This is a genomic window from Parapedobacter flavus (genome assembly GCF_035818675.1).
GTDB classification, from domain to species: Bacteria; Bacteroidota; Bacteroidia; order Sphingobacteriales; family Sphingobacteriaceae; genus Parapedobacter; species Parapedobacter flavus.
On the sequence record NZ_JAYKZZ010000013.1, the window covers coordinates 220,321 to 244,934 of the forward strand.

Sequence of the window (24,614 nt, forward strand, 5' to 3'; positions counted from 1 at the left end):
CTTGGATAATCAAAACAGAATCTCCAAGAGATGGGCAGATGGTTTTGGAATAAATCTTTAAGTCCCGTTTTGCGTGATTTTTGCGTGACTTTTAACACGGCGAAATCATTAACTATTTCTATTAGGCTGTATCGGACGTTTCGGACGTTTCCGAAACGACATCCATTGTCCGAATACGGACAACAGGTGTCCGAATACGAACACCTAACAAGATAAGCGATTTTCAATAGATTGAATACAAGTAATTTACCTATTTGGCAGCATTATTGAAAATATTTAACCGTTGAACAATAACCATTTAAGGTCTATTTGAAAATCAAAGGATTCCTCAACACAGACGAAGTCCATAAGTTGAAAACCGCTAATAGCACATAACAATGATTAAAAACCATCTCAAAATCGCCTGGCGTAACCTGCAACGAAACCGGATGTTTTCCATCATCAACATCACCGGGCTTGCACTCGGTTTGTCAACCGCGCTGTTCATTGCTCTTTGGATTGGGGACGAGTTTACGTTCGATACCTACCATACGCATCAGGGCCGCATTGCGCAGGTGATGGATACCCAGACCATCAATGGCGAAAGCGTCACCAGTGACGCAATTGCCATCCCGGTGGCCGATGCCTTAAGAGAAAGGTTTGGCGACGATTTCAGCCGTGTTGCCTTGGCGGTGCCCAGCTTTACCCATATTGTGGCCCACGGGGACAAAAAGTTCTCTGCCGACGGGATGTGGGTGCAGGCTGACCTGCCACACATGCTTACCCTCGACATGATTTATGGAAGCCGGGACGGGCTACAGGATCCCTCGGCGGCCTTGCTTACCCAGTCGCTGGCCAACGCGTTGTTCGGTAAAGGGGATCCGACCGGCAGGACGTTCCGTCTGGACAACATGGCCGATATGCAGGTGGCCGGTGTATTTGCCGACCTTCCCCAAAACACCACCTTTTCGGAAACCCCGCTTTTCCTGCCGTGGGACAAGGCCATGGGCACATTCCAATGGATGCATGAGGCCGGCCAGGACTGGGACAATCGGGGCTGGAAGCTTTTTGTGGAACTTGAAGAACAGGTCCGAATCGAGCAGGTAAATGCAAAGATCAAGGACATCGCCAAACCGCACGTGAAAGGTGGGAACGAGGAACTGTCGCTCCATCCCATGGAGAAATGGCGCTTGTACAGTGAGTTCCAGAACGGGGAGGCCACCCATGGCCGTATCGACATGGTGTACCGTTTCGGTGTCATTGGCCTATTCGTCCTGTGCCTGGCCTGCATCAATTTCATGAACCTTTCCACTGCCAAGAGCGAAAAGCGGATAAAGGAAGTCGGTGTGCTCAAAACCATGGGCTCGAACCGCAGCCAACTGGCCGGACAATTTTTGGTTGAAGCGGTGCTGGTCGCATTTCTGGCGCTCCTGCTCACGGTTGTTATCGTATTTTCATTACTTCCGGTTTTCAACCAGTTGACGGCAAAGCAGCTAAACCTGCCCCTTGCCTCCCCCTACTTCTGGACCTCGCTCATGGGCGTTACCTTCCTTACCGGCCTGCTATCCGGCAGCTACCCGGCCTGTTATCTTTCCACGTTCAGCCCCATCACCGCACTGAAAGGAGCGTTCAAGCCGGGGCATGTCGCCGTGTGGGTCCGTAGAGGGCTTGTGGTGGGCCAGTTCACGATTTCCATTGCCCTGATGGCAGCATTTGTGGTAATGGACAGGCAGGTACAGCATGCCAAGAACCGTCCGGTGGGGTATCATCCGGAAAGCTTGATTACCATTGGTATGAATACCCCGGAACTGTATGGCATCGCCTACGATGTACTGCGCGATGAACTCCTGCAAACCGGCGTGGTGAGTGACATGGCGATGTCGTCTACGCGGTCAACGGAGCGCCCCGTGGACAATTCGGATTTCGATTGGGCAGGCAAGGATCCAGGACTGGTACCGTTAATGGGTGTCGTGGGCGTGACCCACGATTTCGGTAGCACATTGGGATGGCAGGTCAACGCAGGCCGCGACTTTTCACGTGCGTTCCCTTCGGATACGGGATCGGTCGTCTTAAACGAAGCCGCGGCGAAACTGACTGGCTTTGCGGATCCCGTGGGCCAAACCATCGGGTTTTACGGGAAGGAGCATACCATCATCGGTGTCGTGGACAACATGGTCATGGAATCGCCCTACCAATCCATACAGCCTACCGTCTTCACCTTGGGATACGACTGGCTCAATGCGATCACTGTACGCCTGGATTCCGCATCGCCGCTAAACACGGCTTTAGCGGAAATCGAAGGGGTATTCAGACAAATCAATCCCGGCGCGCCCTTTGAATACGCATTCACAAACGGAGAATACGCCCAGAAGTTTGTGGAAGAAGAACGGGCCGCCAAGCTGTTTAGCATATTTGCCGTGCTCGCCATCTCCATCGCGTGCTTGGGAGTGTTCGGGCTGGCCGCTTTCATGGCCGAGCAGCGCACCAAGGAAATCGGCATCCGCAAGGTGCTCGGAGCGTCTGTATCGAACATTGTCGGCTTGCTTTCTAAGGATTTTGTGAAGTTGGTGCTTATAGCCGTGATTATTGCGTCTCCAATTGCTTGGTGGGCGATGAGCTATTGGTTACAGGGCTTTGCCTACCGTATAGACCTTCAGTGGTGGATGTTTGCCTTAGCGGGATTCTCTGCGCTGATGATTGCTATGCTCACCGTAACTGGGCAGGCTATTAAAGCCGCTACAGCTAATCCAGTGGAATCGCTACAGGAAGAATAATGACCTAAACCCAATCAACGATGACTCAAACCCAATCAACGATGACCTAAACCCAATCAACGATGACCTAAACCCAATCAACGATGACTCAAACCCAATCAACGATGACTCAAACCCAATCAACGATGACCTAAACCCAATCAACGATGACCCAAACCCAATCAACGATGACTCAAACCCAATCAACGATGACCTAAACCCAATCAACGATGACCCAAACCCAATCAACGATGACTCAAACCCAATCAACGATGACCTAAACCCAATCAACGATGACCCAAACCCAATCAACGATGACTCAAACCCAATCAACGATGACCTAAACCCAATCAACGATGACCCAAACCCAATCAACGATGACTCAAACCCAATCAACGATGACCTAAACCCAATCAACGATGACCCAAACCCAATCAACGATGACTCAAACCCAATCAACGATGACCTAAACCCAATCAACGATGACCCAAACCCAATCAACGATGACTCAAACCCAATCAACGATGACCTAAACCCAATCAACGATGACCCAAACCCAATCAACGATGACTCAAACCCAATCAACGATGACCTAAACCCAATCAACGATGACCCAAACCCAATCAACGATGACTCAAACCCAATCAACGATGACCTAAACCCAATCAACGATGACCCAAACCCAATCAACGATGACTCAAACCCAATCAACGATGACCTAAACCCAATCAACGATGACCCAAACCCAATCAACGATGACTCAAACCCAATCAACGATGACCTAAACCCAATCAACGATGACCCAAACCCAATCAACGATGACTCAAACCCAATCAACGATGACCTAAACCCAATCAACGATGACCCAAACCCAATCAACGATGACTCAAACCCAATCAACGATGACCTAAACCCGATGGACTCTGCCTCAGAAAGGATAACTTCCGGCCTAAAGCAGATAAGTTCCAACCCAAAACATATGTGTTTTGCCTCAAAACACATATGTTTTGGTGAAAATGACCAAAAAACACTGTTTTTGATACCGTTAAACCACTTTTCATTTTTCACCTCCGGCAAAAGGTATCAAATCTGGCCATCAAAAAGTAGGGCAGTGTTTGGCATTTTGGCCAGATTATCCACCTCCCTGTCAACGATTATCCGTAAAAACCCACCTATTTCGAATAAACCACGTACAGAACCGATTGGATTTGCTTTCACACGTATCTTTCACTAATTTTGCATCCCTATAATCGCAGACAATTCCATGCAGATATCCAAGACATACAACCCCAGGGAAGCCGAAGATAAATGGTATGCCTATTGGAAGGAGAACGGCTTTTTCCGTTCGGTACCCGATGAACGGGAGCCGTATACCATTGTGATGCCGCCACCCAACGTAACGGGTGTACTCCACATGGGCCATATGCTCAACAACACCATCCAGGATGTGCTCATCCGCCGTGCCCGCATGCAAGGCAAAAATGCATGCTGGGTACCGGGTACCGACCACGCCTCCATCGCCACCGAAGCGAAGGTAGTGGCCATGCTTAAAGAGCGTGGAATCAGCAAGAAAGACATCACACGTGAACAGTTTCTTGACTATGCCTGGGAATGGAAGGAGAAGTACGGCGGCATCATCCTGAAACAGCTGGAAAAGCTGGGGGCGTCGTGCGACTGGGACCGGACGCGGTTTACCATGGATCCTGATCTTTCCGATGCGGTCATTGACACCTTTATCCGACTGTACCGCGAAGGGTATATCTACCGCGGCGTACGGATGGTCAATTGGGACCCGCAGGGCCGCACGGCCGTGTCGGATGAGGAAGTCAACCGCCGCGAGGTGAACCAGACGCTCTACTACGTAAAGTATGCCGTGAAGGGTGCGCCGGGCGATGCCCCCACCTACCTCACCATCGCTACCACCCGGCCGGAGACCATCATGGCCGACAGCGCAATCTGTATCAACCCGAACGACGAGCGCTGGGCCCACCTGAAGGGGAAAACGGCCATCGTGCCGCTCGTGAACCGCGAAATACCCATCATTGAAGATGAGTACGTCGATATCGCTTTCGGTACCGGCTGCCTGAAGGTAACGCCGGCGCACGACCTGAACGACTACGAACTGGGGCAGAAGCATAACCTCCAGATCATCGACATTCTGAACGACGACGGCACACTCAACGAGAAAGCCGAAATCCTGGTGGGCGAAGACCGCTTCCAAGCGCGCAAGTCCGTTGCCAAGTTGCTCGACGAAGCTGGTCAGCTGGAAAAAACGGAGCCTTACACCTCACAGGTGGGCTTTTCCGAACGGACGGATGCGGCCATCGAGCCCAAGCTTTCCATGCAGTGGTTCTGCCGGATGCAGGAGCTGGCCAAGCCGGCGCTCGACTATGTGGTGAACGGCGACGTGAAGCTCATTCCCGACAAGTTCATCAACACCTACCGCCACTGGATGGAAAACATCAAGGACTGGACCATCAGCAGGCAACTGTGGTGGGGCCAGCGCATACCGGCGTGGTACAATGCCGAAGGCGAGTGGGTGGTGGCCAAAACAGAGACGGAAGCCCTTGCGGAATTTGCGGCTGCAGGCAAAACGGCCGAAGGCATCCGGCAGGAAGACGACGTGCTGGACACCTGGTTTTCCTCAGGCTTATGGCCCATGTCGGTGTTCGACGGCACACGGCATCCCGACAACGAAGATATCAACTATTATTACCCCACCAACGACCTCGTCACCGCGCCGGAAATCCTGTTTTTCTGGGTGGCCCGCATGATCATCTTTGGCCATGAGTTCCGCGGCACCCCGCCCTTCAAGAACGTATACCTCACCGGCATCGTTCGCGATAAGCAGGGCCGCAAGATGTCCAAATCGCTCGGCAACTCGCCCGACCCCATCGAACTGATGGAGCAATACGGCACCGATGGCGTGCGCGTGGGCATGCTCCTCTCCTCGCCTGCCGGCAACGACCTGATGTTCGACGTGGCCTACTGCGAGCAGGGCCGTAACTTCGCCAATAAGATCTGGAACGCCTTCCGGCTGGTGAAAGGCTGGGAAGTGGCCGATACCCCTGCTTCTTCCGCCCAGCGGGAAGCCGCCGTCTGGTTCGGCCACCGCTTCAACCAAGCGCTAGCCGAAATCGAAGGGCATTTCGCCAGCTACCGGATATCCGACGCGCTGATGGCCACTTACAAACTGGTGTGGGATGATTTCTGCTCGTGGTACCTCGAACTGGCTAAACCGGCCTACCAGCAGCCGATCGCACGGGAGGCGTTTGACGCTACCGTCGGTTTTTTCGAGTCGGTACTCAAGCTCATCCATCCCTTCATGCCGTTCATCAGCGAGGAACTGTGGCACGATGACCTCTTCGGCAACCGGGAGGCGGGCGACTGCTGCATCGTGGCCGAATACCCGGAAAGCACCCCGTACGACAGCAAGGTGCTGGCCGACTTCGCCGTCATCCAACAGGTGGTCTCTGAAATACGGAACCTCCGGAATGCCAAACAGTTATCGCCAAAAACCACACTCCCATTGGCCATCCATGCTACTTCCGACGTGGACTATGCCCGTTATACCGAAGCGTTGGAAAAAATGGGCAACGTGGCCGACATCCAATTCACCGCCGAGAAACCGGCCGGCGCAACGAGCTTCCTAGTAGGTAAGGACGAATGTTATGTGGATATTGCCGAGCAGATTGACGTGGAGGCCGAAAAGGAACGCATCACCAAAGAGATCGCTTACCTCAATGGTTTCCTGAAATCGGTAAACGCCAAATTGGGCAACGAACGGTTCGTGCAAAACGCAAAACCGGAAATCGTGGACAACGAACGGAACAAGAAGGCCGATGCGGAGGCGAAGTTGCAACTGCTCACCGAGAATTTAGCTAGCCTTTAGTAATCCACTGTTTTTCCGTACCTTTGGCGGTCTGATATGAGCAAGCGAGTTGCGTTTTATACCCTGGGATGTAAGCTGAATTTTTCGGAGACATCGGCCATTGGCCGCATCTTCCAGGATGCGGGATATGCACCCGTACCATTCCATGACCCTGCGGATATCTATGTGATCAACACCTGCTCGGTAACCGAGAATGCCGACAGGAAATGCCGTAAAGTAGTGCGCGAAGCCCTCAGTCATTCGCCGAATGCCTATATCGTGGTGGTGGGCTGCTATGCACAGTTGAAACCGCGTGAGATTACCGAAATACCCGGCGTGAACATGGTATTGGGCGCTGCTGAAAAGTTCAATATCATTGAACATATCAACGAGTTAACGAAACCAACTAAACCCATCATACATAACGCGCCGATTGCCGAGACCAATGTATTCATACCGGCATTTTCAATGGGCGACCGTACCCGCACGTTCCTGAAAGTACAGGATGGGTGCGACTACTCTTGCACCTTCTGCACCATCCCGTTGGCCCGCGGTGCCAGTCGAAGCGGCACCATTGCCGACATCGTGAGACAAGCGGACGAAATCGGTGCATCGGGTATCAAGGAAATCGTGTTGACCGGGGTAAACATCGGCGACTTCGGCCTTCGAGCTGGCGAACGCGGCGACCACTTCATCGACCTGATAAAGGCGCTCGATGAAGTGGAGTCGGTGAGCCGTTTCCGGATATCGTCCATTGAGCCTAACCTCCTCACCGACGAGATCATCGCCTTCGTGGCACAATCCAAGCGGTTCGTTCCCCACTTCCATATCCCGCTGCAATCGGGTTCCAACAGGATACTCGGGCTGATGCGTAGGCGCTACAAACGGGAGCTGTATGCCGACCGCGTGGCACGGATAAAGGAACTGATGCCCGACTGTTGTATCGGCGTGGACGTGATTGTCGGTTTCCCCGGGGAAACACGGGAAGACTTTTTGGAAACCTACCAATTCCTCAACGGGTTGGATATTTCCTACTTGCACGTATTCACCTATTCGGAGCGTGAAAACACCATTGCCGCACAGATGGAAGGTGCCGTACCGGGGGCGCAGCGCGGCGAGCGCAGCAAAATGCTCCATATCCTATCGGAAAAGAAGCGACGGGCGTTTTACCAAACACAGCTGGGCGAAGACGGCGACGTGCTATTCGAAAGCGACATCAAGGATGGGTACATGCACGGGTTCAGTCGGAACTATGTAAAGGTACGTACACCCTACGATCCGCTACTGGTCAACGAAACTTTTACCGTGAAGTTTACCGCCATCACCGAACAGGGTGAAATGGACGTCGAAGCGCTGCCGGAATTACTGGGGCACTAACTCCCTATGTAACATCCATTTTTATACGTATACCCTTTTTCGCAGTCGTCGCCACTGTTTCGATTGCCAAGGGGCGTTTGGTGATGAAAGTATTATACGCTTTTGAAATGGGGATTGTAGATCAAACCGATGAGATTGCCCCAAGGATCCTTAACCTTGGCCACGATGATGCCGCCGCCTACCTCCCGGGGTTCTTCATATACCGTCGCCCCTACGTCAGTGAAATGCCCGTAAGCCTCGCGGAGATCCGCCACGCCCCAGAAAGCCACCACACTCTCGGCTTTGATTTCCGATGCAGCTGTTTCCGGCTGGAGCCCCAGCTCGAAGCCGCCGATGTCGAACCCGACGTAAAAGGGTTCGTCGAAATAGGGTGGCGTGTTGAATGCCCGGGCATACCATTGCTTGGCGGCGTCGAGGTCATTTACCCGATAGATGGTGGTACGGAGGCCTAGTACTGCATTTTTAATATCCATGTTGTTTTATTTACTGATTAATGATTTGAATGCATATGCTATCAAATTGGACCATCAAAAATAACACTAATTTTATTAGCACACAACTGTCGTTTGTTTTTTTATACCCACTGCTGTAATTACTCATCACGCGGGTTGTAAATGCTGGAATAAGTGAGTCGCTCTGCTGGGACAAACTTAGCCAGTTCATTTTGCGAGGAATTTGGTTTCAAAGATAATCCTTACTAACTTGAACACCTGTAATGTGTATTCCGATCATAAAAAATGCAGCGGCATGACACCCATATTCAAAAAACTTAACTTCAAACAGCAACCGGAAATCCTCATTTTAAATGCTCCGGTTGAGTTCGAAGGCGAATTGGAAGCGATAGCGCAAGATACTACAGTAAATCATGCCATCCATGCGGACGGCGAATTCGACTTCCTACTGGCATTCGTAAAAACGAAAGCAGACATCGACCAGATAACACCAATGGTCCGTGAAAAACTAAGGGCGGACCCTGTGGTATGGTTTGCTTACCCCAAAGGATCATCCAAAAAATACCGCGCGGAAATAAATAGGGACCAAGGCTGGGAGATACTCGGACAATTGGGTTTTGAAGCCGTACGGCAGGTGGCCATAGACGACGATTGGAGCGCCATACGTTTCCGGGAAGTCGAATTTATCAAAGCGATGAACCGGCGGCAGGATTTCGCGATGTCCGAACATGGAAAACAGAGAACCGGCCATTCATCAAAAAAACAATAGGCAATGCTCGACTTAGTTATTGACGCACGTACGGCCGCAATAAGCGCCGAGATGAAAGTTAAACGTATCCTTCCGTTTCGACTACGCCGAATGGTGGGTCCTTTTATTTTCATGGATCACGCCGGCCCGATTAACAATCCGCTGGCAACACCAGCAGATATGGATGTACTTCCGCACCCCCACATCGGCTTATCGACCGTTAGCTACTTGTTCGGGGGGGCGGTAACGCACCGCGACAGCTTGGGCGTGGAGCAGATCATCCGTCCGGGCGAGGTTAACTGGATGACCGCCGGCAGCGGCATAGCCCACTCCGAACGATTTGAAGACCCAGCGTCGTTGGCGGGCGGTTTGGAAATGATACAGACTTGGGTGGCGCTGCCCGAACGCGACGAGGAAGCGGCCCCGTCTTTTACCAACTACAAACCGGAGCAACTGCCCATTTTCACCGATAAAGGTATTTGGATGCGACTCATCGCAGGCAATGCCTATGGCTTGAAAAATGATGTGCATACCAACTCACCGCTGTTTTACCTCCACGTTGTTTTGCAGCAAGGCGCCCGTTTCGGTCTACCACAAGAGCATGCGGAGCGTGGGTTTTATGTGGTAAAGGGAGCGGTAGAGATTAATGGGGTTACTTACGGAGCGGGGAAGATGCTGGTTTTCACCAAAGGCGTCGACCCCCGTATCGTGGCCAAAGAAGAGGCAACTACACTGATGCTCCTCGGCGGAGAGCCCTTGGGCGAACGGTTCATCTGGTGGAACTTCGTTTCGTCACGGAAAGAACGCATTGAACAGGCGAAAGAAGATTGGAAACAAGGCCGGTTTATTTTACCTCCCAATGACCATAGTGAATTCATTCCGCTGCCTAATGATAAATCAAGGCCCTCCGACAGCCCACCACGGCCCGAACCGCTGTCGTAAGCATACACCACAGGTCGATACCGTAGATCGGTTTTCGTACCTTTACGGCATATATGGAAGAACGTGATATGATAGGAAACTGGAAAGCCGTATTATTTGACCTGGACGGTACACTGATCGACTCAGAGTGGTTTTATTATAAAGCCTGGCGGAAGGCACTGGAACATTACGGGTTTGCACTGGGCAGCGATATGTGGCTGCATGAACTGGCTGGCAAAACCGATAGCCAGGCCCTGGAATACCTACACAGCAACTACGGTTTTACGGTAGATAAAGCGGCATTCAACGATCGCACGCGTGCAATCATTGCCGAGTTGCATGAGGTAGAAACCGTGTCTTTGATGCCGGGAGCCACCGATCTGATTAATTTTCTGCATCAACGGGAGCTTATTATGGCGGTCGTAACCTCCAGCAAACGGGAGGTGGCCAACTACCATTTGGAACGGAACGACTTACGCCACTTTTTTTCGACGGTGGTGAGCCGTACGGATGTGCACCAACCGAAGCCGAACCCAGAACCTTACCTCCGCTGCGTAGCACAATTGGGACTGGAGCACGAAGACTGTCTGGTGATGGAAGACTCGGTGACGGGTGCAACCGCTGCCAAGGCTGCCGGGTTAACTTGTTTTGGGGTGCAAACGCACTTGTCCATCAGACAGGAATTGCCAACCGATCGATCATTCGACAACCTGCATGAAGTAAGGGAGTTTTTAGAATCGCTTATTGCCGACTAAAACGCTTCTTCCGTAAGCACGCTATTGACCATGGCCCCAGTAAAATTACCTGCTGCGACGGCATTGGCAACCGACCGCATAGGGCTGGAGTTGTCACCGCATGCATATACCCCTTCAACGGTCGTCCGTTGCAAACTATCTACCTTTATATGACCATGTTCGGTGAGATCGCACCCTAACGCAACGGGGATTTCCGAACGTTGGATAAAAGGAACGGCGGCATATAGGGCGTGGAACAACGTCCTGGTCCCATCGTCAAACACGACATTTTCGAGGTGACCGTCCCGATGAACTATTTCAACGACGCTGCCGTCGATCATCTCAATGCCATGTCGTTTTAAACTTGCGAGCTGATGGGCACTGAAAGTGGGCGGGCCCGAGGTAAGGATTGCCAGTTTATCGGTGAGATTATTGACGAGCGAGGCCAGGTGAAACGCCCGATCGCCATTCGCCAAGATTCCTGTCCGTTGGTCACGGAACTCATACCCGTGGCAATATGGGCAATGGACGACCGATATCCCCCAGCATTGGTCAAAGCCTTTGATATCAGGCAACTGGTCTTCGATACCTGTTGCTAAAATTAACTTTCTACCCATAGACGTATCGCCTGATTTTGTGGTAATGGCGAAGCCCTCCACCGTTTTTACCCCGCTTAGCGCTACACCATCTAAGAAATGTACCGTTGGATACCGCATCACCTGCTCGCGCGCCTTCTTACTTATTGCCAACGGCGTTTCGCCATCCTGGGTGATGAAATTGTGCGAGTGCGGCGTTTGCCGGTTGCACGGTAACCCACTGTCGATAACCAACACGTTTCGTAGCGAACGCCCCAACGCCATTGCCGCCGACAATCCGGCATAGCTCCCGCCGACAATGACCACATCGAAATAATTAGCTCGTTCCATCCGACAAAGCTACATAATAATTTATCACACGCAACTATGTTGCAACAAAAAAAACACGCCCGGACGAAATAAATAGTTGTCCGTATCGTCTGTTAGTTTCGTGGTTATTATTAATTTTGGGTAGCTCATCGTCATACACGATAGTACTGATCGAATTAACTGGCAATATGGCATCGACAAAAAAAGAATTGATTCCCGAACAACGCGACGAAATACTCAGCACCTTACGTGAACGCTTTGAGACGAATATGGACCGGCATAAAGGGCTCGATTGGCGTAAAATACAAGCCAAGCTTGAGGCCCAGCCGGAAAAGCTATGGGTGCTGGATGAAATGGAGGTAACCGGCGGTGAGCCGGACGTTGTGGGTGAGGACGACAAATCGGGGACCTACCTGTTCGTTGACTGCTCTGCGGAAAGCCCCAAGGGTCGTCGAAGCCTTTGTTACGACCGGGACGCACTCGAATCGAGAAAGGCCCATAAACCGACGAACAGCGCATTGGACATGGCGGCCGAAATGGGTGTGGAGCTGCTTACTGAAGAGCAATACCATGCGCTACAGCAACTGGGAACGTTCGACACAAAAACATCCAGCTGGTTGAAAACGCCCGACGATGTTCGCAAGCTTGGCGGTGCCATTTTTGGCGACCGGCGTTTCGGCAGGGTATTCGTTTATCACAACGGTGCTGATTCTTATTATGGTGCGCGGGGCTTCCGTGGCGTATTAAACGTTTAACCTGCTGCAGGTGAAAAGTTTCACTAGGTGAAACAATCGGGAATTGTTTCGGTTACCATTTAAAAACACCGTTTATAAAAAAACAGCATGAAAAACTCTCGTCGTGATTTCTTACAGAAATTGGCCGCTTCAGCCGCCACCCTACCCTTCCTGTCGTCTTATGATGCGCTTGCTAGCTCCGGCTTAAGGCCGATCACATCGTTACAGGGCCCAACGCTACGGGTAGCATTAATGGGACTTGGCGGATATGCTTCGCGGGTGGCTGAGGCGATGCAAGCGTGCAAGCGTGCCAAAATAACGGGGCTCATTAGCGGAACCCCCAATAAACTGGCCGAATGGGGCGACCGGTTCGGCGTTCCCGAAGAAAGTAGGTATGATTACGAGAATTTCGACCGCATAAAAGACAATCCCAATATCGATGCCGTCTATGTGATTACCCCTAACGCGCTGCACCACGACCAGGTGATCCGGGTAGCCAAAGCCGGAAAACATGCCATTTGCGAAAAGCCCATGGCCCTCAATGCTACCGAAGGGCAGGAAATGGTGGATGCCTGCGCCAAAGCGAATGTAAAATTACTGGTAGGTTATCGGATGCATTTCGAACCGAAGACAGTGGAAGTTGTTCGGATGCGCACTGCAGGCGAATTTGGCAACATAAAGTTTTTTCAGGGACAATGTGGTTTCCAGATTGGCGATCCCAGCCAATGGCGGCTGGATAAAGACCTTGCCGGAGGCGGCGCCATGATGGATATCGGTATATATGCGATTAATGGCTCGCGCTATATGGTTGGCGAGGAACCGATCTGGGTCACCGCGCAGGAAACCAAAACGGACCCGGTGAAATTCAAAGAGGGGGTTGATGAAACCATCCAGTTCCAGTTAGGGTTCCCAAGCGGTGCCGTGGCGTCATGCCTATCTACGTACAACATGAAATACCTAGACCGCTTTTTCCTTAACGGTGAAAAGGGCTTTGCGGAAATGCAGCCCTCTACGGGCTATGGCCCCATCAAGGGGCGCACCAACAAAGGTGAATTGACACAACCGCACGTGACCCACCAAACCCTGCAAATGGATGCGATGGCGGGTATCATCTTAGATGGCGACACGCCCATCGTGCCCGTAGACGGCCATGAGGGGTTGAAAGACCTCAAAATCATCGATGCCATTTACCGCGCCTGTGCAACGGGCACCAAGCAGGAATTGAAACTGGGTTAATCACCGCAGGGAGGGTGGCCTACACTTTCTTCCACTTGCCCGATTTTTTCAGGTAGCGGATGGCACCGTAATAGCAGGCCAACACCAACACCGCAGCAATAAACCACGTGTTGCGCGTGGCGGTATCCCATTGCCAGTGCGTGTATTTGAACACCAATATCACCACGATACAGAGCAGCCACACCACTTGGGTGTTGTATTCGCGCATCAGCCAGCGTCTCCACGAGAAGTGCATGCCCGAGATCGTTTGTAACAAGCCTATCGGATTGATTAACCAACGGTGTACCCGTTTTGTATATGCGTCGAATTCGCTCCCGAACTTATTCCGTAAAAAGCGCTCCTCGGCCAACACAATGGCTTGGTAGATGAACAGAAACAGCGGAATGAAAATGACCATAAAAAGCAGGGAGTTGACAAGAATGCCCACGCCGACGAGCATTAAGATATTGCCCACATAGAGCGGATTGCGGCAGTGTGCAAAAATACCGTTGGTTACCAAGGTATTGGCGTATACTTTTTTGTCTTTACCACCCCTCACGATGTAAGCCAAAGCTATGGTGGCACCGCGGATAAGTTGCCCCGATACGGTAACCAACAACCCGATAATCAAGGGATAAAGGTAATAATCGGAACCGAACGTAGCATCGCTGAAAAGCGGCGCAGATGGTATGAATAGCGCCAGGTAGAGGAAGATAAAAAGAAAATTCCGGTACTTAAAGAAGAAATCACCAATCTGAACCATTCCGCTAGTTTTTTATGGCAATAAATCCTGAAAAATTATACCATTTGAAAAACAGCTCGGTATGGCTGAAACCGGCTTCCATGAGCATTTTCGTGTTTTCGCTCAATTTGTAGGGTATCAAAACATTTTCAAGCGCTTCCCTTTTTTGGGAGATTTCGAGCTCGCTGTACTGGTTGCGGCGTTTATAGTCGTAATAATATTTGATGAAGTTGCGGTTAAACAGGCTGTCTTCTGCCAGTATTTTCTCGGAGATGACCAATACGCCACCTGGATTGAGCCCCTCATAGATGCGCCGGATGAGCTTCTCCCGGTATATCGGACGTACAAATTGCAACGTGAGGCATAGCACAACGGCCGAAGCGTTCTCAATCACGAAATCCTGATGGAGGTCGGCATTCTTCAGGTCGTAAGGGCGCTTGAGGTTCGCCTCTTTTAATTTCTGCGCACACTTCTGGAGCATATCCTTCGAATCATCTACCCCCACAAAACGGATACGCTCATCAACCAATGGATCCAAGTTCAGAAAGGTTGTGCCCGTTGAACAGCCTAAATCATATACGTTCGTATCCGGTACCGCAAACTCGCACACCTGCTCGATAATCATCCGTTGGATTTCGTTGTAATACGGAACAGAACGTTCTACCATGTCATCAAACGCATTGGCAACCGTAGCGCCAAACTTAAAATCCGAGGGCTTCTTGATTACCTCGTTAAATACGTCATCCTTACTTTTTTTCATTAGCGTTTATTAGGCTACATCATTTGAATGGCGACCAAAGTAGTCGCGGAATCTGGAAAGAATCTGGAAATAATTGGTCGAAAAACCCTCAATGTTCTTCTTTAAAGTATACTTTATAATAATTCATCCCCTTTTCTTCGTCAAACCCTTTTTCAATATACTCCCTTTTTCCATGTACATAGATATGAAAATTTTTATCCAATTTCAATACGCTTTTGTAAGTCGAGTTCGCTTTCTTCACCGCTCCGGGCGCAATATCAAACTGCTCACCGAAAGGGGATTCGTAATCGGTTTCAAATTGCTGGCGGTAATCACTGAATAGCGCCACGGCTTGCGGATTACCCAGCACTTCCTCTTCAAACTCTTTCGTGTTGAATGTATCCTTTTCTTTGAAATAGTCCATGGAACGGTTCAACAGATCAATCTTATCGGTACGCTCCAGCTCAAAAGCCTCATCCATCCCCTCATTCACGAACGTTTTGTACACCTTCAAGAAATTGCCGGTTTTATTGAATGCATCATTTCGCACGCGCACCCCAAGGAAACTGTCTTTCCAATAGGCGGCTTCCTGCTGCCGGTTCGTTTGGTCGATTGCCAGCACTTTATACCCTTCTTCACCTTCGGTATTGATGATGACACAACCCTTGTCTAGTTTATTGATGTTGATGGCTTCCTGCTCATACCCCAACTCAAACGAGCTTTGCACCGGTGATACTTTAAGGAAGGGCTCCTTGCTCTCGGATTTGAATATCCCCACGGCGTCATGCTCCTGCCCTTCTAGCTGCACATTGCGCAGATGGACCACATAAAGTTCCCCACCCTTTATATTCGGGTGGTCGGAGGCTTCGAAAAGGTGCTTGCAGACCTGCTGACCAAGCGATAGGAAATCCAGCTTACCCTCAAAAAACGACTTCGAAAAATGATATACTTCATTCAACTCGAGTGTACCGCTGGCGTGCGTGAGCCGGTACACCTCGTTTACCTTCGCAAACGGACTGAGGAAGTAATGCATCAGTAACGTGGTGAGCTGTTCATCCGTTAAGGCGATGGGCGCTTCACTAAGGGCGTAAAATTCATCGCGCAATTTATTGCCCACGCGGTGGATAGCAAGTTGGTCGATCGTTGCATCGGTATAGTAAAACATCGTCGTGACAGCTGTATTGATTTAATCCGACGAAGATAACAATTGAAGCGTCTTTTTCACACAAAGTTGATTAATTGGGATAAATATTCCATTTTTGGGGTATAAAAATTGATAAGCCAAACCATGGATAATATACCACCATTGCCCATTCTATCTGCCGAAGAGCAACGCGTATTAGGCGTTTTAATGGAAAAATCGAAGACAACACCCGAATACTATCCACTCACAATCAATGCATTGGTTGCGGGGTGTAACCAAAAAACATCACGAAAGCCAGTCGTTCAATATGACGATAATACCGTCATTACCACGCTCGATACGCTTCGTAAAAAGGGGTTGGCATCGACCGTTATCGGCGGATCCAGCCGGGTTACCAAGTTTAAACACAATTTTGCGATTGTATATCCCGTTATTCCGGCTGAAGTAGCCATTATCTGCTTATTGCTCTTGCGGGGGCCACAAACGCCGGGCGAACTGAATACCAATTCCGGCAGATTGTACGAATTTGAGTCGCTCGACGAGGTGCAGTCGTTCCTCGACAACCTGGCACACGCGGACCAACCGTTTGTGCAGCAGCTACCGAAACGACCGGGACAAAAAGAAGCCCGCTACATGCAGCTGCTGGGGGGCATGGCCATGCCGGAAGAAGATGATTCGGCAGCCGAGGGGATGGATACCCCCTCTGGGCTGGCACCCCGCTTGGCCAAAGTGGAGGCTGAACTCGCTGCTTTACGGGCCGAATTTGACAAATTGATGCAGGAGTTGTCATAAGCAGTATCCTATATAAAGGAGCCTCGGCAAAACCAAAACTAATTTATTGTTGTTATATTTACGGAAGTAATGGAATAAAAACCCCGCTAGTTATGGAAATCAAGTCAGTGGTTTACAATCGTATACTCATCGCTACGGATGACAGTGAGTGTTCCAAGAAGGCATTGGAACACGGTTATAGCCTTGCCAAGACCATGGGGGCGTCGGTCGCGCTTATCCATGTGATCGAACCCGCCGCGCCGACCAATTATGGTGCAGACCCCTTAATGGGGCAACAACCCATCATTGTTCCCGAAACCACCGAAATTCAGGAGGAGAACGCTAAGTCCATGCTAGACGAAATTAGTAAAGGGTTTGAAGACCTCAAAGAAGTCTTTACATTTAACCGGATTGGCAACCCCAAACAAGAAATACTCACCGTAGCCAGTGAATGGGCGGCAGATCTCATTATCATGGGTACGCATGGCCGGACCGGCTTCGACCATTTCATATCAGGCAGTGTATCAGAGAGCGTAACGAGGAGAGCTTCCTGCCCCGTGTTGGTGGTTCCCGGCAAGTGCTAACACCAACCTCGGCACACACGCCATGTAACAAGGCCCCCCATCGATCGGTGGAGGGCCTTATTCATCGCGGTGCTTGATAGCGCCGTATGACGGGTTTTATTCAGCATGCAGCCAAGCTTTCTTGGCCAGCAGCTCGTCTTCAGTCTCGCGGATATCCTCATCGTCAACGCAGCAATCTACCGGACACACCGCAGCACACTGGGGCTCATCGTGGAAGCCCACGCACTCCGTGCATTTATCCGATACGATGTAATAAACTTCATCCGATACGGCGGTCTGCTCTTCATCTGCATCAAGCGTGGTGCCATCACCAAAATCAATAACACCGCTCAAGCTGGTTCCCTCCGAGAATCGCCAGCTTACCCCTGCATCGTATATTGCATTGTTTGGGCACTCGGGCTCGCAAGCCCCGCAATTTATGCATTCATCTGTTATCCTAATTGCCATCTAACTCTTATGCTTACGAATATGATAAAATAAAAAACCTATTTTTGCAACCTGATTAAAAAGTTCACTACAAAATTAGTCGTCTTTTTGTTGCCAAACAAATTTGGAAGCAAATATACGACAAATAATGCGTAAAAATATCCTTAACACTCACATTTTGACAAAGAAACAACGTTTAGACGCTTTCCACAAATTGGGCGATTACCTGCGGTCGGACGACCGTGAATTACGACAGGTCATTGAATTGGCCTATCGTAATAACCCGTGGTTTACCATCGAGAACACCCGCCGATCGGTGGAAGCCATCGCCCTCTATTTATCAATGGATGAGCTCCAAAACTGGCTCGCCCCCTATCCGTTCGATACGGATACCGACAAAACCGTTGGTCTGGTATTGGCTGGCAATATCCCGCTGGTTGGTTTCCACGACATCCTCTGCGTACTGGCTTCGGGTTTTAATGTACAGGTGAAAACGGCGGCGGTGGATCCGGCACTCACCCCCCACCTGCTGGCCAAGCTGCAGGAAATCGAGCCCGGTTTTACCCGAAAAATCCAAGTAACCGACCGATTGGCCAATTTTGACCTGGTTATCGCCACTGGGAGCGACAATAGCTCCCGCTATTTTAACCATTATTTTGGCCATAAACCACATATCATCCGCAAAAACCGAAATAGCGTTGCCATCTTGTCCGGAACGGAAAACGCCGAAGAGCTCCGACGACTCGGTACGGACATTTTTGATTATTTCGGCTTGGGCTGCCGCAGCGTATCCAAACTGTTTATACCTGTAGACTACGACCCTTCCATCTTCTTTGAGGGGATAGCGGCGTTCGGTGATGTCATCAACCACCATAAGTACGCCAATAATTACGATTACAACAAGTCTATTTACCTCATCAATGGTGATCAACATTACGATAATGGTTTTCTGTTACTCAAGCCCGATGAACGAAGCGCATCACCGCTGGCTGCACTGTATTTGGAGACCTATCCATCTACCGAAAAGCTCCTCACCCGGCTGAATGAACTGGCACCACAACTGCAATGCGTGGTGAGCAAAGAGCCATTGCTCGTCACCACCCCGGTGGTTCGGTTTGGCGAGAGCCAACAACCGGCCCTCGACGATTATGCCGATGGCGTTAACACGCTGGATTTTTTGGCGGCACACCGATGATGCCTTTATCTTTCACGTAATAATGCTAACTTTGTGCACCATGTATGTCATCAAAGTAAAGGGAGTGGCCAAAATACCGGATTATGTCCAGCTGCGCGATGATGCTTTTACACTGCTTGCTTACTTCCGGGTAGACCGACCGGATAAGTCCCTGGAGAAACTGGGGTTGAGCGAAAAGGCGACAGACATCATGGAAATTGTCAAAAAAATGCCTTTCGGACAAATTAAGAAATTAGAACTGTAACTATATGATCGGCGATACGGTAATCACACTCAAAAATGTTGATATCTACCAACCTAAGCACCTGGTCCTCGCTAACGTAAACCTGACAATCGATAAAGGCGAATTTGTTTTCCTTATCGGCCAAACGGGTAGTGGCAAGAGCAGCCTGCTGAAAATCATTTATGGCGACCTGCATATTGCCAGCGGCGAAGGGATGGTCGCCGGATTCGATCTGAAGAAACTCAACGAGCGTGAGGTACCGTTCTTACGCCGCAAGCTGGGAATCGTTTTTCAGGATTTCCATTTGCTCACCGACAGGACGGTCGAAAAAAACCTCATCTTTGCCTTACGTGCAACCGGCTGGAAAGACAAAAACCTAATCAATAACCGGATACTGGATGTGCTCGAAAAAGTCGGTCTCCGTTCCAAACTCAAAAAAATGCCCCACGAACTTTCGGGTGGCGAGCAGCAACGCGTGGTAATCGCGCGAGCGCTGCTAAACAACCCCGAAATCATCCTAGCGGATGAACCCACCGGCAATCTGGATCCCGAAACCTCGGAAGAAATTGTCTTGCTATTAAAAGAAATCAGCCGGGGCGGTACATCCATCCTAATGGCCACACACGATTATCAAATTATCCGCAATATGCCTTCGCGCATCATCAAAACCACTGATGGCATATTGCAAGACAATGTGTCAATATAACCTGGCACTTACAGCCGCCATCTTTCCGAATACGCCACTTTGAGCATATTGGAACAAGAAACACTGACAGGGTGACCGAATTTCATCGCTGGCAACTAAATTGCGGTTACAAGCGGCAGTTGACAATCTGATTTGATTACAGCTATGGCAAGAAATAAGAAAAAACAAAACCACGATAATAAGAATACCATGGGAAACCAAGAAGCACCCGTGCAGGAAACGCCGGAAACGGACGTGGCCTCAGCCGAAAAGGAACAGGTTGCTGACGAACAAGCGGCAACGGAGCTGTTGCGTGCGGAACTTGATGCAGCCAACGACAAATACCTGCGCTTATATGCCGAGTTTGACAATTACAAACGCCGGGTAGCTAAAGAGCGTGTCGAGCTCATGCAATCGGCCGGCAAAGAGGTCATCGCCAATCTGCTACCGGTATTGGACGACCTCGACCGTGCATTGAAAGCTTTTGAAACGGCCGCCGAAGTCGCCCCGATACAAGAGGGTGTGTCATTGGTTACCCAAAAGCTTAAAACTATTTTGACCAATCAGGGACTGAAAGAGATGGAATCCATTGGGAAACCTTTCGATGCAGACTTGCAGGAAGCCATTACGAACGTTCCCGCTCCTAGCGATGACCTCAAGGGCAAGGTGATTGACGAGATTGAAAAAGGCTACTTCTTGCACGACAGGGTATTGCGTCACGCTAAGGTTGTCGTCGGAAGTTAACGGATAGGTAAGCATGGCAAAAAGAGACTATTACGACATATTAGGCGTTTCGCGCAATGCCGATCAATCCGAAATTAAGTCGGCTTATCGCAAATTGGCTATCAAATACCATCCCGACAAGAATCCGGACAACAAGGAAGCCGAGGAAAAATTCAAAGAGGCCGCCGAAGCATATGAGGTGTTGAGCAATGCAGAAAAACGGCAGCGATACGACCAGTTCGGCCATGCCGGTGGTGCATCTGGTGGGTTCGGTGGAGGAAACATGAATATGGAAGACATATTCAGCCAGTTCGGCGACATCTTCGGCGGTGGCGGTAGTCCATTCGAAAGCTTTTTTGGTGGTGGTGGTGGACAACGTAGTGGTCGCCGTGTGACTAAGGGGTCGAACCTACGCATCAAGGTAAAGCTCACGCTCAGCGAAATTGCCAAAGGAGCGGAGAAGAAAATTAAGGTTAACAAAAAAGTCATTTGTTCCACATGCGACGGGACTGGAGCAAAAGACAAATCGTCATTCAATACGTGCCGTACCTGCGGCGGAACTGGCGCCGTACGGCGTGTCACCAATACCATCCTGGGGCAAATGCAGACCACCAGCACCTGCCCCACATGTAATGGCGAAGGCGTGGAAATATCGGCCAAATGCACCACGTGCCATGGCGACGGACTGACACGTGGCGAAGAGACCATTAGCATCAACATCCCAGCTGGAGTAAGTGAAGGCATGCAATTATCCATGAGCGGAAAAGGCAACGCCGCTCCGCGCGGTGGCATACCCGGCGACCTCATTATCCTCGTTGAAGAGCTTGCCCACGAAACCCTGAAACGCGATGGCACCAACGTGATCTATGACCTTTATGTCAATTTCGTGGATGCTGCATTGGGCACAAGCGTGGAAATCCCAACCATTGATGGCAAAGCAAAGATCAAAATCGAACCCGGCACGCAAGGCGGCAAAATTTTGCGCCTGAAAGGGAAAGGTGTGCCCGAAGTAAACTCGTACCACAAAGGCGACCAATTGGTGTATGTAAATGTGTGGACACCTAAAGCGCTGTCGTCGGAAGAGAAAGAGCTCTTGGAACGCTTGCGCAGCTCGCCGAACTTCAAACCCCAACCGGGCAAGAATGAGAAAACCTTTTTCGAGCGGATAAAGGAATATTTTGAATAAAAACGCAAAGCGTAAGCCGTAGCCTAAACACGTGGTAAACACATATTGTCAACTTGAAATTGACAATATGTGTTTATAAGTCAACACGTCACAAGCGAACTATCTTCTACCTAAGCTCACCTACAAAAACAAAGACCTTAACCATTGAAATAAGAATATTATCCCCTTATATAGCCAACAACCCCGCTTTTCAGACGCTACACAAAAGCGACAAACCCATGACAAATCCGACCCAACCGTGACAAAGTTTGGCACTGGTATTGCAATACTGACTACAAAGGTCAAATAGTATAATTGTACAAATTAGACGAAATGCCCTTAAGGTTTAACTAAAAATTCATTACATCATGAAAAAATTACTTCTTACATTAACAGCTGCTGCAGCAGTAACATTTGCCGCTAATGCGCAAACAGAAAAAGGAAAGACCCTATTAGGTGGAACCGTGTCTTACGACTATGCTAACGTAAAAGACGTTGATGGCAACACACAAAGCTTTTCCATTATCCCCAGCGTTGGCGTATTTGTGAACGATAACGTGGCTGTGGGCCTTGGTATCGGTTATGCCTGGAGCCAGGATGACGATGGTACTGACAAAGTCCAATCGGGGGAATTTTCGGCTGCTCCTTTTGCCCGGCTTTACAAAGGTGACGGCAATTTCAAATTTTTCGGTCAGCTTTCCGTGCCCATGGGCTGGGGAACCTCTAAGGCAAATGGCGACAAGATAGCAAGCGCTGAACGTTACGGTGTTGAATTAGCACCTGGTTTTGCTTTCTTCCCGACTGAAAAAATCGGCATCGAGTTTTCGGTAAAAGGATTGTACTACCAAAACACCACGGTAACACCAGAAGGCGGCGATGGCGTTTCCAGCAATTCCTTCGGTTTGGACGCGAGCTCATTCGCTCCACGCATCGGTATTCAGTTCTACTTCTAAACAAACAGACTACTGATACGAAAAACGCTTTGGCTATTGCCAAGGCGTTTTTTTTGCTAAACACACCCGACTACTCCATTCCGTATCCATATACGACCGCCGTTTACTACATGATATCTGTATGGTATACGTCTATTGTGCGCCTTTAGAAGGTGCATATCCATCGGATTATGAACAGCGACAGACTAGGATACCAGCGGAATTGGCATGAAACAAGAAAGGTTTCCAAACGGGGAGAATGGAAACCTTTACTAACCAATTATAAACCTAAATTATGAAGCTGCAAAGGTAATGATTATTTTCAGTTTTCCAAATTTTATTTTACTTAATTTATCTCTTTGCATACCACCCCGTCGATACTATCGCAATATACACATAAACAGTCGGTTATCCATCACCGATCTACCTCACCCAACACGATATCGATGGACCCTAAGATGGCTACCAGATCGGCAATCAGCACCCCTTTCGCTAATTCGGGGAGCACGGAAAGGTTATGAAAGCTTGGCCCGCGGGCTTTTACCCGCTTGGGGATGTCGGTTTTTTCCTGCGTTACGAAATAGAAGCCAAGTTCGCCTTTCGGGTTCTCGGCACGCACGTAGTAGTCCTGTGCTTTGAGGTTAACCTTTTTGGGCACGAGTGCCCGCGGATCGAAATCGACCGTACGCTTCAATGGGCCCGTAAGCCGCGTCAAACACTGCTCGATAATCCGCACGGATTCCTTGATTTCTTCCACGCGAACTTTGAAACGATCCCAGCAATCACCTACACGTCCCATCTCCCCCTTCCCTACTGGAATATCGAATTCCAGCTCGGGATAAACCGAATACTCGTCGATCCGCCGTAAATCCCATTTAACACCCGAAGCGCGAAGCATTGGTCCCGAACATCCATAGTTAATGGCAACGTCAGCCGGCAACGCACCAATATTTGCTGTCCGCGATATAAAAATCTGGTTTTCCGTAAGCAACTCATCGAGCTCGGGCAGCTTGGGCTTGAAATATTGGATGAATTCACCACACCGTTCTTCGAAACCCACGGGCAGGTCATAGAATAATCCACCTACCCAGATGTAATTATAAAGCATCCGCGATCCAGATGCCCATTCCAGCATATTCATGATGTGTTCGCGGTCGCGGAAACACCACATAAAAGGCGTGAAGGCCCCGATATCGATACCGTACGTACCGATAGCGATAAGGTGCGAGGCAATACGGTTGAGCTCGCAGACCAACACCCGGATATATTCTACCCGTTTTGGGATTTTCTGCTCTATACCAAGCATACGTTCCACGCCCATCACAAAGGCATGGCTATTGTTCATCGATGCCAGGTAGTCCATCCGGTCGGTAAACGGAATGGCTTTCCCGTAATTCATGGATTCCGCGTGTTTCTCGAAACAGCGGTGCAGGTAGCCGACATGAGGGATAACCTCTTTAACGATTTCGCCATCGGTAACCAGCTGCAGCCGTAACACACCGTGTGTGGATGGGTGTTGCGGCCCCATATTGATGACCATCTCCTCGGCACCTATCGCAGCCAGCCGAGCTTCATACGCCCGTTGTGCTTCTTGGT

At 50.0% G+C, this 24,614-nt stretch carries 24 protein-coding genes; 16 read left to right on the forward strand and 8 right to left on the reverse strand.

Translation table 11 applies throughout. The features are described 5' to 3' along the window. Positions 1-377 precede the first annotated feature (377 nt). Complete coding sequence (locus U9S71_RS12115) at positions 378-2,753, forward strand: ABC transporter permease (protein ID WP_326327766.1); 2,376 nt, start codon at positions 378-380, stop codon at positions 2,751-2,753. Here U9S71_RS12115 and U9S71_RS12120 read toward each other — a convergent pair. Then, positions 2,739-3,701, reverse strand: a complete 963-nt coding sequence (locus tag U9S71_RS12120; RefSeq protein ID WP_326327767.1) for a hypothetical protein — start codon at positions 3,699-3,701, stop codon at positions 2,739-2,741. The two genes, U9S71_RS12115 and U9S71_RS12120, sit on opposite strands and share 15 nt — an antisense overlap. Before the next feature lie 295 nt (positions 3,702-3,996). Here U9S71_RS12120 and U9S71_RS12125 point away from each other — a divergent pair, with 295 nt between their 5' ends. Both U9S71_RS12125 and mtaB read left to right on the forward strand, forming a co-directional pair. Then, positions 3,997-6,624 (forward strand): valine--tRNA ligase, encoded by a 2,628-nt coding sequence (locus U9S71_RS12125; RefSeq protein WP_326327768.1) that lies wholly within the window; start codon positions 3,997-3,999, stop codon positions 6,622-6,624. A gap of 36 nt (positions 6,625-6,660) precedes the next feature. After that, positions 6,661-7,980 (forward strand): tRNA (N(6)-L-threonylcarbamoyladenosine(37)-C(2))-methylthiotransferase MtaB, encoded by a 1,320-nt coding sequence (mtaB, locus tag U9S71_RS12130; protein ID WP_326327769.1) that lies wholly within the window; start codon positions 6,661-6,663, stop codon positions 7,978-7,980. 92 nt (positions 7,981-8,072) lie between these two features. Here mtaB and U9S71_RS12135 read toward each other — a convergent pair whose 3' ends face one another. Next, positions 8,073-8,453 carry a VOC family protein gene (locus tag U9S71_RS12135; RefSeq protein WP_326327770.1) on the reverse strand — a complete coding sequence of 127 codons (381 nt, stop codon included), beginning with the start codon at positions 8,451-8,453 and terminating at the stop codon, positions 8,073-8,075. Positions 8,454-8,727: 274 nt separating this feature from the next. Here U9S71_RS12135 and U9S71_RS12140 point away from each other — a divergent pair, with 274 nt between their 5' ends. The 3 genes from U9S71_RS12140 to U9S71_RS12150 are packed head-to-tail and all read left to right on the forward strand — an operon-like array spanning position 8,728 to position 10,856. Beyond that, on the forward strand, positions 8,728-9,201 hold the full coding sequence (locus U9S71_RS12140) for a hypothetical protein (RefSeq protein ID WP_326327771.1): 474 nt from the start codon (positions 8,728-8,730) through the stop codon (positions 9,199-9,201). A 51-nt stretch (positions 9,202-9,252) separates the two neighbouring features. Next, positions 9,253-10,122 carry a pirin family protein gene (locus U9S71_RS12145; protein WP_326327772.1) on the forward strand — a complete coding sequence of 290 codons (870 nt, stop codon included), beginning with the start codon at positions 9,253-9,255 and terminating at the stop codon, positions 10,120-10,122. Between the two features lie 53 nt (positions 10,123-10,175). Next, positions 10,176-10,856, forward strand: coding sequence for an HAD family hydrolase (locus U9S71_RS12150; RefSeq protein WP_326327773.1), 681 nt, complete (start codon positions 10,176-10,178; stop codon positions 10,854-10,856). Here the strand turns inward: U9S71_RS12150 and U9S71_RS12155 are convergent. Continuing rightward, on the reverse strand, positions 10,853-11,761 hold the full coding sequence (locus tag U9S71_RS12155) for an NAD(P)/FAD-dependent oxidoreductase (protein WP_326327774.1): 909 nt from the start codon (positions 11,759-11,761) through the stop codon (positions 10,853-10,855). The two genes, U9S71_RS12150 and U9S71_RS12155, sit on opposite strands and share 4 nt — an antisense overlap. Positions 11,762-11,928: 167 nt before the next feature. Between U9S71_RS12155 and U9S71_RS12160 the strand changes: the two genes are divergently transcribed. Next, entirely contained in the window at positions 11,929-12,495 is a 567-nt protein-coding gene (locus tag U9S71_RS12160; RefSeq protein WP_326327775.1) for a DUF4256 domain-containing protein, read from the forward strand. Between the two features lie 87 nt (positions 12,496-12,582). Then, complete coding sequence (locus U9S71_RS12165) at positions 12,583-13,710, forward strand: Gfo/Idh/MocA family protein (RefSeq protein ID WP_326327776.1); 1,128 nt, start codon at positions 12,583-12,585, stop codon at positions 13,708-13,710. Between the two features lie 19 nt (positions 13,711-13,729). Here U9S71_RS12165 and U9S71_RS12170 read toward each other — a convergent pair whose 3' ends face one another. The 3 genes from U9S71_RS12170 to U9S71_RS12180 all read right to left on the reverse strand — a co-directional run bounded on the left by U9S71_RS12170 (position 13,730) and on the right by U9S71_RS12180 (position 16,335). Beyond that, complete coding sequence (locus U9S71_RS12170; protein ID WP_326327777.1) at positions 13,730-14,452, reverse strand: methyltransferase family protein; 723 nt, start codon at positions 14,450-14,452, stop codon at positions 13,730-13,732. Between the two features lie 4 nt (positions 14,453-14,456). Then, positions 14,457-15,191 carry a carboxy-S-adenosyl-L-methionine synthase CmoA gene (gene cmoA / locus U9S71_RS12175; RefSeq protein WP_326327778.1) on the reverse strand — a complete coding sequence of 245 codons (735 nt, stop codon included), beginning with the start codon at positions 15,189-15,191 and terminating at the stop codon, positions 14,457-14,459. Positions 15,192-15,279: 88 nt separating this feature from the next. Next, positions 15,280-16,335, reverse strand: a complete 1,056-nt coding sequence (locus U9S71_RS12180) for a nucleoid-associated protein (RefSeq protein ID WP_326327779.1) — start codon at positions 16,333-16,335, stop codon at positions 15,280-15,282. Positions 16,336-16,458: 123 nt separating this feature from the next. Between U9S71_RS12180 and U9S71_RS12185 the strand changes: the two genes are divergently transcribed. After that, positions 16,459-17,106 (forward strand): YceH family protein, encoded by a 648-nt coding sequence (locus tag U9S71_RS12185; RefSeq protein WP_326327780.1) that lies wholly within the window; start codon positions 16,459-16,461, stop codon positions 17,104-17,106. Positions 17,107-17,198: 92 nt separating this feature from the next. Next, positions 17,199-17,669 (forward strand): universal stress protein, encoded by a 471-nt coding sequence (locus U9S71_RS12190; RefSeq protein ID WP_326327781.1) that lies wholly within the window; start codon positions 17,199-17,201, stop codon positions 17,667-17,669. A gap of 96 nt (positions 17,670-17,765) precedes the next feature. Here the strand turns inward: U9S71_RS12190 and U9S71_RS12195 are convergent, their stop codons facing one another. Beyond that, on the reverse strand, positions 17,766-18,116 hold the full coding sequence (locus U9S71_RS12195) for a 4Fe-4S binding protein (protein WP_326327782.1): 351 nt from the start codon (positions 18,114-18,116) through the stop codon (positions 17,766-17,768). 157 nt (positions 18,117-18,273) lie between these two features. Between U9S71_RS12195 and U9S71_RS12200 the strand changes: the two genes are divergently transcribed. From U9S71_RS12200 to U9S71_RS12225, 6 genes are all read left to right on the forward strand, one after another. Further along, on the forward strand, positions 18,274-19,290 hold the full coding sequence (locus U9S71_RS12200) for an aldehyde dehydrogenase family protein (protein WP_326327783.1): 1,017 nt from the start codon (positions 18,274-18,276) through the stop codon (positions 19,288-19,290). Between the two features lie 40 nt (positions 19,291-19,330). Then, positions 19,331-19,534 (forward strand): fructose-6-phosphate aldolase, encoded by a 204-nt coding sequence (locus tag U9S71_RS12205; protein WP_326327784.1) that lies wholly within the window; start codon positions 19,331-19,333, stop codon positions 19,532-19,534. Positions 19,535-19,538: 4 nt separating this feature from the next. Next, the gene (locus U9S71_RS12210; protein WP_326327785.1) at positions 19,539-20,219 is read left to right on the forward strand and encodes a cell division ATP-binding protein FtsE; all 681 of its coding nucleotides are present in this window, start codon (positions 19,539-19,541) and stop codon (positions 20,217-20,219) included. A gap of 144 nt (positions 20,220-20,363) precedes the next feature. Beyond that, on the forward strand, positions 20,364-20,942 hold the full coding sequence (locus U9S71_RS12215) for a nucleotide exchange factor GrpE (protein WP_326327786.1): 579 nt from the start codon (positions 20,364-20,366) through the stop codon (positions 20,940-20,942). Positions 20,943-20,955: 13 nt separating this feature from the next. Further along, positions 20,956-22,107: a molecular chaperone DnaJ gene (dnaJ, locus tag U9S71_RS12220; RefSeq protein ID WP_326327787.1), complete on the forward strand. Its 1,152-nt coding sequence runs from the start codon at positions 20,956-20,958 to the stop codon at positions 22,105-22,107. Between the two features lie 347 nt (positions 22,108-22,454). Continuing rightward, a complete protein-coding gene (locus U9S71_RS12225) occupies positions 22,455-23,039 on the forward strand; it encodes an outer membrane beta-barrel protein (protein ID WP_326327788.1) in 585 nt (194 codons plus the stop codon). Between the two features lie 394 nt (positions 23,040-23,433). Here the strand turns inward: U9S71_RS12225 and U9S71_RS12230 are convergent, their stop codons facing one another. Then, positions 23,434-24,558 (reverse strand): NADH-quinone oxidoreductase subunit D, encoded by a 1,125-nt coding sequence (locus U9S71_RS12230; protein WP_436410326.1) that lies wholly within the window; start codon positions 24,556-24,558, stop codon positions 23,434-23,436. Between the last annotated feature and the right edge of the window lie 56 nt (positions 24,559-24,614).

Bases quoted from the DNA above. Each gene is read 5' to 3' on its own strand.
- U9S71_RS12135 (WP_326327770.1), bottom strand. From the start codon at position 8,453: ATGGATATTAAAAATGCAGTACTAGGCCTCCGTACCACCATCTATCGG.
- U9S71_RS12160 (WP_326327775.1), top strand. From the start codon at position 11,929: ATGGCATCGACAAAAAAAGAATTGATTCCCGAACAACGCGACGAAATA.
- U9S71_RS12230 (WP_436410326.1), bottom strand. From the start codon at position 24,558: ATGGTCATCAATATGGGGCCGCAACACCCATCCACACACGGTGTGTTA.
- U9S71_RS12155 (WP_326327774.1), bottom strand. From the start codon at position 11,761: ATGGAACGAGCTAATTATTTCGATGTGGTCATTGTCGGCGGGAGCTAT.
- U9S71_RS12165 (WP_326327776.1), top strand. From the start codon at position 12,583: ATGAAAAACTCTCGTCGTGATTTCTTACAGAAATTGGCCGCTTCAGCC.
- cmoA (WP_326327778.1), bottom strand. From the start codon at position 15,191: ATGAAAAAAAGTAAGGATGACGTATTTAACGAGGTAATCAAGAAGCCC.
- U9S71_RS12145 (WP_326327772.1), top strand. From the start codon at position 9,253: ATGAAAGTTAAACGTATCCTTCCGTTTCGACTACGCCGAATGGTGGGT.
- U9S71_RS12210 (WP_326327785.1), top strand. From the start codon at position 19,539: ATGATCGGCGATACGGTAATCACACTCAAAAATGTTGATATCTACCAA.
- U9S71_RS12225 (WP_326327788.1), top strand. From the start codon at position 22,455: ATGAAAAAATTACTTCTTACATTAACAGCTGCTGCAGCAGTAACATTT.
- mtaB (WP_326327769.1), top strand. From the start codon at position 6,661: ATGAGCAAGCGAGTTGCGTTTTATACCCTGGGATGTAAGCTGAATTTT.
- U9S71_RS12115 (WP_326327766.1), top strand. From the start codon at position 378: ATGATTAAAAACCATCTCAAAATCGCCTGGCGTAACCTGCAACGAAAC.
- U9S71_RS12170 (WP_326327777.1), bottom strand. From the start codon at position 14,452: ATGGTTCAGATTGGTGATTTCTTCTTTAAGTACCGGAATTTTCTTTTT.
- U9S71_RS12140 (WP_326327771.1), top strand. From the start codon at position 8,728: ATGACACCCATATTCAAAAAACTTAACTTCAAACAGCAACCGGAAATC.
- U9S71_RS12185 (WP_326327780.1), top strand. From the start codon at position 16,459: ATGGATAATATACCACCATTGCCCATTCTATCTGCCGAAGAGCAACGC.
- dnaJ (WP_326327787.1), top strand. From the start codon at position 20,956: ATGGCAAAAAGAGACTATTACGACATATTAGGCGTTTCGCGCAATGCC.
- U9S71_RS12180 (WP_326327779.1), bottom strand. From the start codon at position 16,335: ATGTTTTACTATACCGATGCAACGATCGACCAACTTGCTATCCACCGC.
- U9S71_RS12190 (WP_326327781.1), top strand. From the start codon at position 17,199: ATGGAAATCAAGTCAGTGGTTTACAATCGTATACTCATCGCTACGGAT.
- U9S71_RS12125 (WP_326327768.1), top strand. From the start codon at position 3,997: ATGCAGATATCCAAGACATACAACCCCAGGGAAGCCGAAGATAAATGG.
- U9S71_RS12205 (WP_326327784.1), top strand. From the start codon at position 19,331: ATGTATGTCATCAAAGTAAAGGGAGTGGCCAAAATACCGGATTATGTC.
- U9S71_RS12215 (WP_326327786.1), top strand. From the start codon at position 20,364: ATGGCAAGAAATAAGAAAAAACAAAACCACGATAATAAGAATACCATG.
- U9S71_RS12195 (WP_326327782.1), bottom strand. From the start codon at position 18,116: ATGGCAATTAGGATAACAGATGAATGCATAAATTGCGGGGCTTGCGAG.
- U9S71_RS12150 (WP_326327773.1), top strand. From the start codon at position 10,176: ATGGAAGAACGTGATATGATAGGAAACTGGAAAGCCGTATTATTTGAC.